Raw genomic sequence first — 14,113 nt, forward strand, 5'->3', positions numbered from 1 at the left:
GGTCAGCCGGCGGCGTGCAGGCGCTCGATGAGCTCCACGAGCGGCCCGGCCACCGACGGTGCGGCGGCGACGGCCATCGGCTCGGCGAAGGGCCGCCCGGCGGTGCCGGTGACCACCAGGCCGGCCTCGGCGGCGATCAGCGCCCCGGCCGCGTGGTCCCAGGGCTTGAGGCCCTGCTCATAGTAGGCGTCGACCCGGCCGGCCGCGGCCGAGCACAGGTCCAGCGAGGCGCAGCCCACGCGGCGGATGTCGCGCACCTCGGGCAGCAGCTGGGCCACGACCGCGCCCTGCGCCCGGCGCTGCTCCACCCCGTAGCCGAAGCCGGTGGCCACCAGCGACTGGCTCAGCGACGCCGGGGAGCTGCCGTGCAGCTGCATCGTCGCCGCACCCGGGGCGGTCAGCCAGGCCCCGCCGCCGCGGACCGCGGTGAAGAGCTCGCCGGTGGCCACGTTGAGAACCACCCCGACCTCGGTGCGCCCGTCGACCTCCCCGGCGATCGAGATGGCGAACGCGGGCAGCCCGTAGAGGAAGTTGACCGTGCCGTCGATCGGGTCGACGACCCAGCGCACGCCGCTGGTGCCCTCGGTCGAGGCGCCCTCCTCCCCCAGCACGCCGTCGTCCGGGCGGGCCTCGAGCAGCCGGCGGACGATCAGCGCCTCGCTGGCGCGGTCGACGGCGGTGACCACGTCGACCGGTGAGGACTTGGTGTCGACCTGGTCGGCGGCGCTGCTGCGCCCGGCCCCCACGAGCAGCGCGGCCTCCTCCGCGGTGGCCCGGGCCAGCTCGAGCAGCTCGGTGTGCAGGTCGGGCTGAGCGGTGCCGGAGGTCATCACGGAGAGGGATCCTGCCGGACCTGCGCGCCAACCGTGCGCGGGGTCACTAGCCTGTCCGCGTGCAGGGCTTCGGAGTGGACATCGGTGGCAGCGGTATCAAGGGTTGCGTCGTCGACCTGGACAAGGGCGAGCTGGTGGGTGATCGGGTACGGATCCCGACGCCGCAGCCGGCGCTGCCCGATCCGGTCTACGGCGTGGTGGCCGACATCGTCGGCCAGTTCGGCTGGGAGGGCCGGATAGGCGTGACCTATCCCGGGGTGATGAAGCACGGCGTGGCGTTCACCGCCGCGAACATGGACCACTCCTGGATCGGCACCGACATGGCGGCCGGCCTGGAGTCCGTCATCCCCGGCACGGTGCAGACGCTGAACGACGCCGATGCCGCCGGCATCGCCGAGATGGCCTACGGCGCCGGCCGCGGCGAGCGCGGGCTGGTCCTGATGCTCACCTTCGGCACCGGCATCGGCAGCGCGCTGTTCATCGACGGCAAGCTCGTGCCCAACACCGAGTTCGGGCACATCGAGGTCGACGGCGCCGACGGCGAGAAGGCCGCCTCGGCCGCCGCCCGTGAGCGCGAGGACCTCAGCTACCACGCGTGGGCCAAGCGGGTCGACCGCTACCTCGACACCCTCGAGATGAGCCTGTGGGCCGACCTGATCATCGTCGGTGGCGGGGTCAGCAAGAAGTCGGAGAAGTGGGTGCCCCTGCTGTCCACGCGCACCCGGGTGGTGCCGGCACAGCTGCTCAACGACGCCGGCATCGTGGGCGCCGCACTCGCCGCCGAGGAGCACATCGGGCAGTGACGACCGGGCCCCGAGCGCTGCTCGGGGCCCGCTCGTCCTCCCCGTGCGGTGAGCGCGCAGGTCACCGGGCCGCCCGGGCGGACAGAACCGGTGGACCGCCGCCGCGGCGTCGTTACAATGGAGGAGCCCCGGGCGCCACTCCCCCAGCCAGCAGGTCATCCCCCGCTCCCAGCACGGTGAAACGCCCTCCCGGTGTCACACCGGCCGGGACCGCCGGCGGGCCGCTGGCACGAGAGGGCGCCGGAGGCCGCTGCCCGCGGGCCACACGGCTCTCGAGGAACGCACCGCAGTAGTACGGGAAGGAACCTGAGTGCCCGCCGACCAGCCAGGACCGGAGTCGAACACGGTGAGCAGCCCGAGCCGCAGCAGGACGGTCGCCGCCCGTTCCACGGCCGCGACGCAGACCAGCGCCCCGGTCACCGCGGCAGCCGAGAAGGCCCCGGCCAAGAAGGCCGCCGCCAAGTCCGCGGCCGGCACCAAGTCCGCCGCCGGCACCGCGCGCAAGACCGCCGCCCGCAAGCCCGCCATCGCCCCGTCCCCGGGTGCCGGCAAGGGCGCGGTCCTCACCGCGGTCGCCTCCGACGGCAACACCGTCGCCGTCGTCGACGCCGGCGCCGCGGGCCTCACCCTCGACGAGACCGTCGTCACCGGCAAGGACGGCGTCGCCGTCGCCGAGCCCGAGGAGAAGGACGCCGAGGGCGGCGACTTCGAGTGGGACGACGAGGAGGAGTCCGAGGCGCTGCGGCAGGCCCGCAAGGACGCCGAGCTCACCGCGTCGGCCGACTCCGTCCGCGCCTACCTCAAGCAGATCGGCAAGGTCGCGCTGCTGACCGCCGAGGAGGAGGTCGACCTCGCCAAGCGGATCGAGGCCGGGCTCTACGGCTCCGAGCGCATCCGGCAGGTCGAGGAGGAGGGCCAGAAGCTCTCCCCGCAGATGCGGCGTGACCTCAACTGGATCGTCCGCGACGGCGAGCGCGCGAAGAACCACCTGCTGGAGGCCAACCTCCGCCTCGTGGTCTCCCTCGCCAAGCGCTACACCGGCCGCGGCATGGCCTTCCTGGACCTCATCCAGGAGGGCAACCTCGGGCTCATCCGTGCGGTCGAGAAGTTCGACTACACCAAGGGCTACAAGTTCTCCACCTACGCCACCTGGTGGATCCGGCAGGCCATCACCCGGGCCATGGCCGACCAGGCCCGCACCATCCGCATCCCGGTGCACATGGTCGAGGTCATCAACAAGCTCGGCCGCATCCAGCGCGAGCTGCTCCAGGACCTGGGCCGCGAGCCCACCCCGGAGGAGCTGGCCAAGGAGATGGACATCACCCCGGAGAAGGTGCTGGAGATCCAGCAGTACGCCCGGGAGCCCATCAGCCTCGACCAGACCATCGGCGACGAGGGCGACAGTCAGCTCGGTGACTTCATCGAGGACTCCGAGGCCGTCGTGGCCGTCGACGCCGTCAGCTTCACGCTGATGCAGGACCAGCTCACCAGCGTCCTGCAGACGCTGTCCGAGCGCGAGGCCGGCGTCGTCCGGCTGCGCTTCGGCCTCACCGACGGCCAGCCGCGCACGCTGGACGAGATCGGCCAGGTCTACGGGGTCACCCGCGAGCGGATCCGGCAGATCGAGTCCAAGACGATGTCCAAGCTGCGCCACCCCAGCCGCTCGCAGGTCCTGCGCGACTACCTCGACTGAAGAAGGACCCCCTCGCCCCCCGCCACGCGCTCCGCTCGCGGCAGGACCTGCGAGGGGGCCGGACGACGGCCGGTGCCCCTGTTGGGGCGCCGGCCGTCGTCGTGTCCTGCGGAGTGGCTGTTCCGGGAACTTCCGACGCGCAGATCTGTGAGCTCGCTGGCACGATCCCGGGCACGCGGTGTGCAGTGGCGCACACCGGTCCGCATGGAGGCGTCATGGCCCTTCCGTCCCGTTTCCGCCGACTCAGGGCCGCGGCCCTGGGCAGCGCCCTCCTCGTGGCGCTCCCCCTGACGGCGGTCACCGCCGCCCAGGCCACCGGCACACCGCCGCCCAGCTCGCCGACCGCCCCTGCCTGGGTGAACGGCTGGCAGGGCAGCCCCACCGCCGGCGGCACCTTCGACCCCGCGAGCTGCCCGGCCGACACGGGCCTGCAGAACCAGACGGTGCGCAACATCGTGCCGATCAGCACCAGCGGCTCGTCGGTGCGGATCCGGGTCTCCAACGCCTTCGGCGAGGCCCCGCTGCGGGTCGGGGCGGCCTCGGTCGCCGTCGCCGGCCAGGGCGCCGCCGTGGCCCCGGGCACGCTCCGGCCGGTGCTGTTCTCCGGCAAGCCGACCGTGCTCATCGCCCAGGGCGGCGAGGCGCTCAGCGACCCGGTGCGGCTGGACGTCACGGCGCTGCAGCGGTTGAGCGTCAGCGTCTTCCTGCCGGAGAGGACCGGGCCGGCCACCCAGCACAACAACTCCCGCGAGACCAACTACCTGGGCAGCTCCAACCGCACCGGCGACGCCAACGCGGGGCCGTTCGACCGGCCGATCTCCTGCTGGCTGTTCGCCACCGGCGTCGACGTCGCACCCGAGCGCTCCGTCGTCGGCACCGTGGTGGCCCTCGGTGACTCGATCACCGACGGCGACCAGTCGACGATCGACGCCGACCAGCGCTACCCGGACTGGCTCGCCCGCCGGTTCGCGGCGCTGCCGGGGTCGAAGCTCGCGGTGTCCAACGCCGGCATCGGCGGCAACGAGCTGCTCTACAACCGCACCCCGGAGCTCTTCGGCGTCTCCGCGGCGGCCCGCTTCCCGCGCGACGTGCTCACCCAGGCCGGGGTGCGGGCGGTCATCCTGACCGAGGGCATCAACGACATCGGGGCCGAGAACGCCCGGGCCGGTGACGTCATCGAGGTCTACAAGCAGCTCATCACCCAGGCGCACGCCGCCGGCCTGCCGGTCTACGGCGGGACGCTGGTGCCCTTCGGCGGGTCCAACGCCATCTACGGCGCGGCCTACGGGACGCCGGTCGCCGACGCCCAGCGTCGGGCGGTCAACGACTGGATCCGGGGCAGCGGCGCCTTCGACGGGGTCATCGACTTCGACGCCGCGCTGCGCGACCCCCGGGACAGCAACCGCCTGCTCCCGGCCTACGACAGCAGCGACCACCTGCACCCCAGCGACGCCGGCTACCGCCGGATGGCGGAGACGGTCGACCTGGACATGCTGCTGCGCGGGGCCCTCGGCACCCGCTGACCACCCGGGGACCGCCCGCGGGCGGTCCCCGGACCCGGTGGCCGGCACCCAGTCCCGGGGTGCCGGCCACCGCCGTCCGCGGTGGGCGCAGATCACCCCGCACCTCACCGACGCCGGCGCACCGGGCTGGCACGATGCGGGAGAGGACGTGCACGCGGCACTCCCGGAGAGGCTGGGTGGACGTCGATGCAGCAGCTGCCCCGCCGGCGGCCCAGCCGCAACGTCCTGGTGGCGGTCACCACGCTCGTGGCGCTGCTGCTGGCCGGCGTGACCGGCGCCGAGGTCCGCGGCCCCGGGGGCCCGTCGACCGCCGCCGCCACGCAGCCCGTGGCGCCCGCGGTGCCCGGGACCACCGCCCCGTCCCCGGCCGACGACGCGGCCGCCGACACCGCACCGACGCCGGCGGACGAGGACGCCCGGTGGGTGAGCGCGTGGCAGGGCAGCCCCACCACGAGCGTGGGGGCCGCCCAGGGCTCCTGCCCGGCCGGCGACGGGCTGTCCGACCAGACGGTGCGCAACGTCGTGCAGGTGAGCACCGGCGGCACGTCGGTGCGCGTCCGGGTGTCCAACGCCTTCGGCACCGAGCCGCTGCAGGTCGGTGCTGCCTCGGTCGCGGTCGCCGGCGCCGGCGCGGACGTCGTGCCCGGCACCCTGCGCCCGCTCTCCTTCGCCGGCCGCCCGACGCTGCTGGTCCCCGAGGGCAGCGAGGCGCTCAGCGACCCCGTGCCGCTGGACGTGCAGCCGCTGCAACGACTGGCCCTGAGCGTCTTCCTGCCCGACCGGACGGGCCCGGCCACGCAGCACCCGATCGCGCGCGGCACGAACTACCTCGCCACCTCCGACCGCACCCAGGACGACGGGGCCGGGGCCTTCGACACCTCGATCACCTGCTGGCTGTTCGCCAGCGGTGTCGACCTGCAGGCCCCCTCCTCCGTCGTCGGCACGGTGGTCACCCTCGGTGACTCGATCACCGACGGGGAGCGGTCCTCACCCGACGCGGCCCAGCGCTACCCCGACTGGCTGGCCCGCCGCCTCGCCGCGCTGCCCGGGGACACCCTCGCGGTGTCCAACGCCGGGATCAGCGGCAACGAGCTGATCCGGTCCCTGCCGCCGGGGACCGCGGGAGCCGCTGCGGCGGCCCGCCTGGAGCGCGACGTCCTGGGCCAGTCCGGCGTCCGCGCGGTCCTCCTGCTGGAGGGCATCAACGACATCGGGGCCGCCGGTGCGCAGGCCGGTGACCTCATCGCCGTCTACCGGCAGCTGGTCCTGCGGGCCCACGACGCCGGCCTGCCCGTCTACGGCGGGACGCTCACGCCCTTCGGCGGGTCGGCGGCCGGGGGCAGCTACGGCACCCCCGGCGGCGAGGCGCAGCGTCAGGCGGTCAACGAGTGGATCCGCAGCAGCGGGGCCTTCGACGGGGTCGTGGACTTCGACGCCGCCCTGCGCGATCCGGCCGACCCGGCCCAGCTGCTGCCCGTCTACGACAGCGGGGACCACCTGCACCCCAGCGACGCCGGCTACCGGGCCATGGCCGAGGCCGTCGACCTCCAGCAGCTGCTGGACGGCGCGACCGCCCGGGACTGACCGGACCTCCCATCGGGTGACGCCGCGGTGTACGACGGCGCCCCTCGGGTAGACGGCGTAGCGTGGGCCCCGTCAGAACAGCAGAGGACCCACAGCCGGCACGACGCCGGTGACCAGCACGACCCCAGTACGTGCACGACCCGGACCCAGTTCCGAACCAGTGACGTCCCCTGCGCAGAACCGCTCCACCAGGTGTCCAGATGATCACGACCGCATCTCTTTCGGCGAGTCATGGTGATCGGGTGCCGGATCGGGAACACGAGGGGCCATCCTGGCGCTGTGCAGGAGGCCGATCCGCAGTCGCGGGTCCGTGCGGTAGAGAGCGAGTGATGAGCCAGATGACGACCCAGACGCTGACGACGACCCCGCCCACCGAAGATCTCGTTCTCCCCTTCCACTGCGACCGTTGCGGCGCCATGGCGAAGGTGCGAGTGGTCCTCCCCAGCGGTAGCGACCTCGTCTTCTGTGGACACCACGCCCGCGAGTACGAGGACAAGCTCCGCGACCTCGCGGCCGACATCATCGAGACCGACGGCGAGGCGCGCGTCGCCTCCTGAGCGCGGGGCCTATCGTCGCGCCAGCGATGAAGCCCACACTCGACGAAGCCGCTGACAGCCCGGACCCGCAGCGCGGGGACGGGAGGTCGGCGGCTTCGTCGTTCCCGGGACCCGGTCCCGGGACGCAGCGACCCGGGGAGCGCCCGATGCCACAGGACCCCTCCGACACCGTGCGCCTCGAGCCGGACGGCACGATCGGCTCGGCCCGCCGCGGCCAGCCGCCGGTGCCCGACGCCTCCCCGTCCGCGCCGGAGGAGACCCAGGTCATCGGGGGCCCGGTCGCCGCGCAGCCCGCCCCGGAGCGGGACGAGGACCAGGACGCCACCCGGCACATCGCCCCCGTCGTCGACGAGACCAGCGCACTGCCCCCCGTCCGCGACGACGGACCGCACGGCCCCGACGCGACCTCGTCCGACCCGCTGCCGTCCGACTCCACGCAGCACATCGCCCCGGTGCCCCCCGTCGCCGACGACACCACGGCCCTGCCGCCGGTCCCGCGGGACGGCGACGACCCGAGCGGTCCCGGCGGGCCGCCGGACTCCCCCACCGGCGGTGGCGCCGCCTGGTGGCGGCGTCGGGCGGTGCTCGTGCCGGCCGCCGCCGTGCTCGCCCTGGCCGCCGCCTACGGCGTGGACCTGCTGGTCGCCGGGGACGCCGTGCCGCGCGGCACGGTGGTCGCCGGGGTGGAGCTCGGCGGGCTGTCCCCCGCGTCCGCCGCCGCCCGGCTGGAGAGCGACCTCGCCCCGCGGGTGGCCGCCGACCGCACCGTGCAGGCCGGCGACGTCCGCGGCTCCCTGCACCCGGCCAGCGCCGGCCTGGCCCTCGACGTCCCGGCGACCGTGGACGCCGTCGACGACCAGCCGCTGGCGCCGTGGACGCGACTAGGCTCGCTGTTCGGCGGCGAGCGCCGCGCCGACCCGGTGCTCACCTCCGACGACGCGGCGCTCACCGCACAGCTGGACCAGCTGGCGACCACCGTCGACCGGCCCCCGGTCGACGCCTCGATCGAGATCGACGGGACGACGCCGCGGCTGGTCGAGCCGGTCGACGGGCGCGCCCTGGACCGGGCCGGCGCCGCGCAGGCGCTCACCGCCGCCCTCGTCTCCGGTGCCGACCCGGCCACGCCCGTGGCCCTGCCGGTCACGGTCACCGCCCCGCGGGTGGCCCCGGCGGAGGCCCAGCGCGTGCTCGACTCCGTGGTCACGCCGGCACTGGCGGCACCGGTGTCGGTGGTCGGCTCCGGCGGTGGCGACCCCGCCGAGCTGCCGGCCAGCGCCATCGCGGCCGCACTGACCTTCACCCCGGCCGACGACGGCACGCTCACCGTCGCCCTGGACCCCACTGAGCTGCAGGCCGCGATGGGCGACGACCTCACCGTCTTCGGCACCCCCGCCCAGGACGCACGGTTCGAGGTCTCCGGTGACACGGTGTCCGTCGTCCCCTCCGTCGACGGGCAGGGCATCGACCCCACCGACCTCGCCACCCAGCTGCTGCCGGTGCTCGACGACCCGGCCCCGCGCTCGGTGACCGCAGCGCTCGGGCCCGTGCCGGCCGCCTTCACCACCGAGGACGCGCAGGCGCTCGGCGTCAAGGAGAAGGTCAGCGACTTCACCACCCGCTTCACCAACAGCGCGAGCGGGACGAACATCCGGGTGGTCGCCGAGGAGGTCGACGGGGCGCTCGTGCGGCCCGGGGAGACCTTCAGCCTGAACGGGTACACCGGCCCGCGGGGCACCGCCCAGGGCTACGTGCCCGCCGCGGTGATCAGCGGCGGCGAGCTGTCGCAGGCGGTGGGTGGTGGCATCAGCCAGTTCGCCACCACGATGTTCAACGCCGTCTTCTTCGCCGGCCTCGAGGACGTGCACCACAAGCCGCACAGCTTCTACATCAGCCGCTACCCCGCCGGCCGCGAGGCGACGGTGTACGAGGGCCAGATCGACCTGCAGTGGCGCAACGACACCGACACCGGCATCTACGTGCAGACCGAGTGGGTGCCCGGCGCGCTGACGGTGAGCTTCTGGGGCACGAAGCACTACGAGATCGAGTCGGTGAGCAGCGAGCGCCGCAACCTGCGCCAGCCGGCGGTGCAGGACAAGGTCGACGACGGCAACTGCACGCCCCAGTCCGGCTCGACCGGGTTCGACATCACCGTCACCCGGGTGTTCAAGGACCCCGTCAGCGGCGCCGAGCTGCGCCGGGAGGACTTCGACACCCACTACGCCGCCGAGGCCGTCATCCGCTGCGTCCCGGCACCGGCCCCCGAGCCCGCCGCACCCGCTCCCGGTCAGCCGGCTCCCGGTCAGCCCGCTCCCGAGCAGCCCCCGGCGACCAGCGGGGCACCGGCGTCGTCCGCGCCGGCCGGGCGCCGTCCCGGGCACCGCACCGGCGCGGACGCCCGCGCCGCCCGGCGCCGGCGCTGAGGACGGCCCACCCCGAGGAGGCACCGGCCGGGGAGGACGGCGCCGCCGGAGACCCGGCCGTGCACACTGGGACCGTGGCCTCCGCCGTACCCCGCAGCTCGACGGAGCCCGTCGCCCAGTCGCCGCAGGCTCCCCCGCAGACCGGGGAGACCGCTCCTGCCCCGCGCCGACGGCGGCTGGACCGGCTGCCGGCGCCGGTGCGCGTGCCCCTGCAGGTGCTGGGCAGCAGCGCGGCCAAGGCCTGGCACGACCGCATCCTGGGCCTGTCGGCCGAGGCCGCCTTCTGGCAGGTGCTGTCGGTGCCACCGCTGCTGATCGGGCTGCTCGGCTCGCTGGGCTACCTCGGCTCCTGGATCGGCGCGGACACCGTGGCCCAGATCGAGGACCAGCTGGTCACCGCGTCCGCGGAGGCGCTCACCCCCGGGGTCGTCGACACCCTGGTGCGCCCGACGCTGGAGGACATCCTCGGTTCGGGCCGGCTGGACGTGGTGAGCCTGGGCTTCGTGCTGTCGCTGTGGGCCGGGTCGTCTGCGACCGCGACCTTCCTCAACACGGTCGTCATCGCCTACGACCAGCGTGACGTCCGCGGCCCCATCCGCACCCGGCTGATGGCGCTGTGGCTGTTCATCGTCGGCCTGGTGCTCGCGGTGCTCACCCTGCCGCTGCTGGTGCTGGGCCGCACGACGCTGGTGGGGCTGCTCCCGCCGGACTGGCAGGACACCGCGACCCTGCTCGTCAACGCCGTGTACTGGCCGCTGGTCGTCGTCGGGCTGATCCTGGCGATCACGAGCTTCTACCACGTGATCCTGCCGCGGCGGATCCCCTGGCACCGGCACATGACCGGGGCGGTGTTCGCCGTGGTCTTCTTCATCGTGGCGGCGGTGGTGCTGCGCGGGTACGTCGCCGACATCCTGACCACGGCCCTGCCCTACGGTGCGCTGGCCGCCCCGATCGCGGCGCTGCTGTTCTGCTTCCTGCTGGGCATGTCGCTGATCCTGGGCGCCGAGCTCAACGCCACCATCCAGGCCCGCTGGCCCGCCGGGCCGCGCCGACGCGAACGCCGCCGGGCGGCCACCAGCGAACTCGAGGCCCGCCAGCTCGGCCTCCGCTGAGAAAGGACCCCCGTGCCCCCCGACTCACGCTCCGCGCGAGCCGGGACCCTGCACGGGGGCCTTACTTCTTGAGCTGGTTGTAGACCTCTGTGCAGGCCGGGCAGACGGGGCTGCCGGGCTTGGGGCTCTTGGTCACCGGGAAGACCTCGCCGCACAGCGCCTCGACCATGTTGCCCATGACGGCGCTCTCGGCGATCTTGTTCTTCTTGACGTAGTGGAAGACCTCGTTGGCGTTGCCGGTGTCCGACTCACGGACGTCGGGACGCTCGAGGATGTCGCTGCTGCTCACAGGCTCTCCCTGGATCGGGGTGCGCGACGGTCGCCGGCGGGGCACCGGCCCTCGCTGCACCGCCGTCCATGATGACAGGGCGCGGACCGACCCCGGCGCCCGCGCCGGGGTCGGTCGGGCTCACATGTCGATGACGCGGGCCTTGCTGCTGCCGGACTCGAGGATGCGGTCGGGCGCGGGCGGGGTGTACCGGTTGACGTCGAGCTTCTTCTTCGGGGGCCGGTCGTTGGCCATGACCACGGCGATCCACGGCAGGATCGTGCCGAGGACGGCGAAGACGGCCATCAGCCACAGCGAGTACTGCGCGGTGAGCGCGGCGACGACCAGGCTGGTGCCACGGATGGCCATGGTGATCGAGTAGCGACGCTTGCGGGCCGCGTGCTGGTCGGCCTGGCTCGGCTCGGCCTCGGTGATGAGCAGCGGCTCGCTGCGGTCGGATCGGCTGGTGAACTGGCTGGAGGCCACGGACGCCCTTCCTGGACCGGGCCGGGGGAAGGGCGGCGGTGGTCGGCTGCGTCGTTCGACCGGCCCCGGAGCCCCCGGCTCCATGTCCCATCGTGCCACTCGATCGTGCACCATGCAGCTGCCGGCCAGGTCCGTCCGGGCCGATCACCAGGCCCCCGCACCGGACGCGCGGGATCCCAGCGCTGTGCCAGGGTGACCGGGTGGCTCGCGTGCTGAAGGTCTCCGTCCCGCTCGACTTCGCCGCGGTCCGGGCCGACGCCGGGGTGCCCGAGGTGTTCCCGGCCGAGGTGCTGGCCGAGGCCGACCGGGTGGCCGCGGCACCGCCGTTGCCCGAGCACGACGCGACCGACCTGCCGCTGGTCACGATCGACCCGCCGGGCGCCCGCGACCTGGACCAGGCCGTGCACCTGGCCCGCACCGCCGGTGGCTACCGGGTGTCCTACGCGATCGCCGACGTCGGCGCGTTCGTCCCGCTGGGCAGCGCGATCGACGGTGAGGCCCGCCGCCGCGGTCAGACCGTCTACTGCCCCGACGGACGGACGCCGCTGCACCCGCCCCAGCTGTCGGAGGGCGCAGCCAGCCTGCTGCCCGGGCAGCTGCGGCCGGCCGCGCTGTGGACCATCGACCTGGACGCCGAGGGCGAGGTCACCGCCGTGGACCTGCGCCGGGCCCGGGTCCGCAGCCGGGCGCAGCTGGACTACGTGACCGTGGGCGGACAGGTGCCCCCCGAACTGGAGCTGCTGCCCGAGATCGGCCGGCTGCTGCAGGCGCGCGCCCGCGATCGCGGCGCGATCGAGCTGGGCACGCCGTCCCAGGAGGTCGAGCCGGGCCCGGACGGCGGCTGGACGGTCGTGCTGCGCGGCCAGTCCGACGTCGAGGGGTGGAACGCGCAGATCTCGCTGCTCACCGGCCGCTGCGCGGCCCGGCTGATGCTCGACGGCGGGGTCGGCGTGCTGCGCACGCTGCCGCCGGCCGACCCGGCCTCGGTCGCGGCGCTGCGCCGGCTGGCGCCCGGCCTGGACGTCGAGTGGCCCGACGGCGCCGGGCCGGGCGACGTCATCGCCGGGCTGGACCCCTCCCGCCCGCGGCACGCGGCCTTCCTGGACGCCGCCGCCTCGCTGCTGCGGGGGGCGGCCTACACCGCCTTCGAGGGCACGCCGCCGGCCCAGCCCGGGCACGGTGGCGTCGGCGCGCCCTACGCGCACGTCACCGCGCCGCTGCGCCGGCTGGTCGACCGGTTCGGCACCGAGGTCTGCCTGGCGCTGGCCGCCGGGCAGCAGCCGTCGGCGCAGCTGCGCGCCGCGCTCCCGGAGCTGCCCGGCCTGATGGCGGCCTCCGACCGGCGCACCCACGAGGTCGAGCGCGCGGTCGTCGACCTGGTGGAGGCGACCGTGCTGGACGGCCGGGTCGGCGAGGTCTTCGACGCCGTGGTGCTCGACGCGGAGGACAAGCGCTCCACCGTCGTGCTCACCGAGCTGGCGGTGCAGGCCCGGTGCGACGGCCGGCTGGTCCCGGGCGAGCGGGTGCAGGTGCGGCTGACCACGGCCGACCCGGCGACCCGAACGGTGCGGTTCGCCCCGGCCGGCTGACCGGCGGGCAGGTCAGCCGGCCTGTTCCGCCTTCTCCGCCTTGGCGGCCTGCTTCGCCGCCTGCTTGGTGGCCCGGACCTCGGCCAGCGAGTCCGGTCCGGTGATGTCGGCGACCGACCGGCGCGCGCCGTCCTCGCCGTAGGGCCCCGCCGCCTCGCGCCAGCCGTCCGGGGTGACGTCGTACTGCTTGCCCAGCAGCGCCAGGAAGATCCGCGCCTTCTGGGCACCGAACCCGGGCAGCTCCCCCAGCCGGCGCAGCAGCGTGGCGCCGTCGGGGACGTCCGTCCACAGCGCCTCGGCGCGGCCGTCGTAGCGGTCGACCAGCAGGCGGGCGAGGTCGCGGGTGCGGCCGGCCATCGAGCCCGGGTAGCGGTGCAGCGCCGGCGGCCCCTGGAAGTGCCGCTGCAGCTCGTCGGGGTCGGTGTCGGCCAGCCGGGTCGCGGACAGCGTGTCCACGCCGAGCCGGTCGGCCAGCAGGCGCGGCGCGGAGAAGGCCCGCTCCATCGGGAACTGCTGGTCCAGCAGCATCCCGATCAGCAGGGCCAGCGGGTCGCGGCCGAGCAGCTCGTCGGCGGCGTCGTCCTGGGCGATGCGGAGGGTCGGCACCCCGGAGATCCTGCCGGAGCCGGGTCCGGCCAGGATGGGCCGGTGCGTGCGGTGGTGACCCGGGTGAGCCAGGCGTCGGTCACGGTGGACGGCGAGGTCGTCGGGGAGATCGGCGAGGGGCTGCTCGCCCTGGTCGGGGTCGGGCGCGAGGACGACGCCGACCGGGCCCGCGTGCTGGGCCGCAAGCTGCACGAGCTGCGGGTCTTCCCCACCGACGACGGCGCCCGCTCGGTCGGTGACCTGGGCCTGCCGGTGCTGGTGGTCAGCCAGTTCACCCTCTACGCCGACACGCGCAAGGGCCGTCGTCCCTCCTGGGTCGATGCCGCACCCGGCGAGGTGGCCGGACCCCTGGTGGCCGAGGTCGTCGCCGAGCTGGTCCGCCGCGGCACGGCGGTGCAGACCGGCCGGTTCGGCGCCCGGATGTCGGTGGCGTCGGTGAACGAGGGACCGATGACCCTCCAGCTCGAGGTCTGAGCCGCACCAGCACGGCATGTTCCGGCCCCCGCCGTCCGGGGTATCACAGCGTTGTCATCCGACCACCGGCAGTCGTCAGACCGAGGTGCTCAGCGACACACCTGCTCGTTCGCTGTGAGTTGGACCCCTCCGGAACACCGACCCACCCAGGTCCGTTGCACACGA

13 protein-coding genes are annotated in these 14,113 nt (G+C 74.6%); 9 read left to right on the top strand and 4 right to left on the bottom strand.

The window, feature by feature from the left end:
• Positions 1–2: 2 nt before the first annotated feature.
• A complete protein-coding gene (locus tag KUM42_RS03190; RefSeq protein ID WP_237494878.1) occupies positions 3–830 on the bottom strand; it encodes an inositol monophosphatase family protein in 828 nt (275 codons plus the stop codon).
• 62 nt (positions 831–892) lie between these two features.
• Here KUM42_RS03190 and ppgK point away from each other — a divergent pair, with 62 nt between their 5' ends.
• The 7 genes from ppgK to KUM42_RS03225 all read left to right on the top strand — a co-directional run bounded on the left by ppgK (position 893) and on the right by KUM42_RS03225 (position 10,525).
• Complete coding sequence (ppgK, locus tag KUM42_RS03195) at positions 893–1,636, top strand: polyphosphate--glucose phosphotransferase (RefSeq protein ID WP_237494879.1); 744 nt, start codon at positions 893–895, stop codon at positions 1,634–1,636.
• 310 nt (positions 1,637–1,946) lie between these two features.
• A complete protein-coding gene (locus KUM42_RS03200; RefSeq protein WP_370629334.1) occupies positions 1,947–3,329 on the top strand; it encodes an RNA polymerase sigma factor in 1,383 nt (460 codons plus the stop codon).
• 275 nt (positions 3,330–3,604) lie between these two features.
• Entirely contained in the window at positions 3,605–4,852 is a 1,248-nt protein-coding gene (locus KUM42_RS03205) for an SGNH/GDSL hydrolase family protein (protein WP_237494881.1), read from the top strand.
• A gap of 186 nt (positions 4,853–5,038) precedes the next feature.
• Positions 5,039–6,436 carry an SGNH/GDSL hydrolase family protein gene (locus KUM42_RS03210; RefSeq protein ID WP_237494882.1) on the top strand — a complete coding sequence of 466 codons (1,398 nt, stop codon included), beginning with the start codon at positions 5,039–5,041 and terminating at the stop codon, positions 6,434–6,436.
• Between the two features lie 329 nt (positions 6,437–6,765).
• Entirely contained in the window at positions 6,766–6,993 is a 228-nt protein-coding gene (locus tag KUM42_RS03215) for a hypothetical protein (protein WP_237494883.1), read from the top strand.
• Positions 6,994–7,139: 146 nt separating this feature from the next.
• Entirely contained in the window at positions 7,140–9,413 is a 2,274-nt protein-coding gene (locus tag KUM42_RS03220; RefSeq protein WP_237494884.1) for a VanW family protein, read from the top strand.
• Positions 9,414–9,487: 74 nt separating this feature from the next.
• Positions 9,488–10,525, top strand: coding sequence for a YihY/virulence factor BrkB family protein (locus KUM42_RS03225; protein WP_237494885.1), 1,038 nt, complete (start codon positions 9,488–9,490; stop codon positions 10,523–10,525).
• Positions 10,526–10,586: 61 nt separating this feature from the next.
• Here KUM42_RS03225 and KUM42_RS03230 read toward each other — a convergent pair whose 3' ends face one another.
• Positions 10,587–10,814, bottom strand: a complete 228-nt coding sequence (locus KUM42_RS03230) for a DUF3039 domain-containing protein (RefSeq protein ID WP_163609313.1) — start codon at positions 10,812–10,814, stop codon at positions 10,587–10,589.
• 120 nt (positions 10,815–10,934) lie between these two features.
• Positions 10,935–11,279, bottom strand: coding sequence for a DUF3099 domain-containing protein (locus KUM42_RS03235; protein ID WP_237494886.1), 345 nt, complete (start codon positions 11,277–11,279; stop codon positions 10,935–10,937).
• 200 nt (positions 11,280–11,479) lie between these two features.
• Here KUM42_RS03235 and KUM42_RS03240 point away from each other — a divergent pair, with 200 nt between their 5' ends.
• Positions 11,480–12,868 (top strand): RNB domain-containing ribonuclease, encoded by a 1,389-nt coding sequence (locus KUM42_RS03240; protein WP_237494887.1) that lies wholly within the window; start codon positions 11,480–11,482, stop codon positions 12,866–12,868.
• Positions 12,869–12,880: 12 nt separating this feature from the next.
• Here the strand turns inward: KUM42_RS03240 and KUM42_RS03245 are convergent, their stop codons facing one another.
• Positions 12,881–13,474: an HhH-GPD-type base excision DNA repair protein gene (locus KUM42_RS03245; RefSeq protein ID WP_237494888.1), complete on the bottom strand. Its 594-nt coding sequence runs from the start codon at positions 13,472–13,474 to the stop codon at positions 12,881–12,883.
• Positions 13,475–13,516: 42 nt separating this feature from the next.
• On the opposite strand from KUM42_RS03245, the gene dtd reads away from it, so the two are divergent.
• Positions 13,517–13,948: a D-aminoacyl-tRNA deacylase gene (gene dtd, locus KUM42_RS03250; protein WP_237494889.1), complete on the top strand. Its 432-nt coding sequence runs from the start codon at positions 13,517–13,519 to the stop codon at positions 13,946–13,948.
• Positions 13,949–14,113 lie beyond the last annotated feature (165 nt).

This window comes from Modestobacter sp. L9-4 (genome assembly GCF_019112525.1).
Classification (GTDB): Bacteria; Actinomycetota; Actinomycetes; order Mycobacteriales; family Geodermatophilaceae; genus Modestobacter.

Coding starts and splice junctions, on each gene's coding strand:
- KUM42_RS03190 (WP_237494878.1), bottom strand. CDS start 830: ATGACCTCCGGCACCGCTCAGCCCGACCTGCACACCGAGCTGCTCGAG.
- KUM42_RS03210 (WP_237494882.1), top strand. CDS start 5,039: ATGCAGCAGCTGCCCCGCCGGCGGCCCAGCCGCAACGTCCTGGTGGCG.
- KUM42_RS03215 (WP_237494883.1), top strand. CDS start 6,766: ATGAGCCAGATGACGACCCAGACGCTGACGACGACCCCGCCCACCGAA.
- KUM42_RS03220 (WP_237494884.1), top strand. CDS start 7,140: ATGCCACAGGACCCCTCCGACACCGTGCGCCTCGAGCCGGACGGCACG.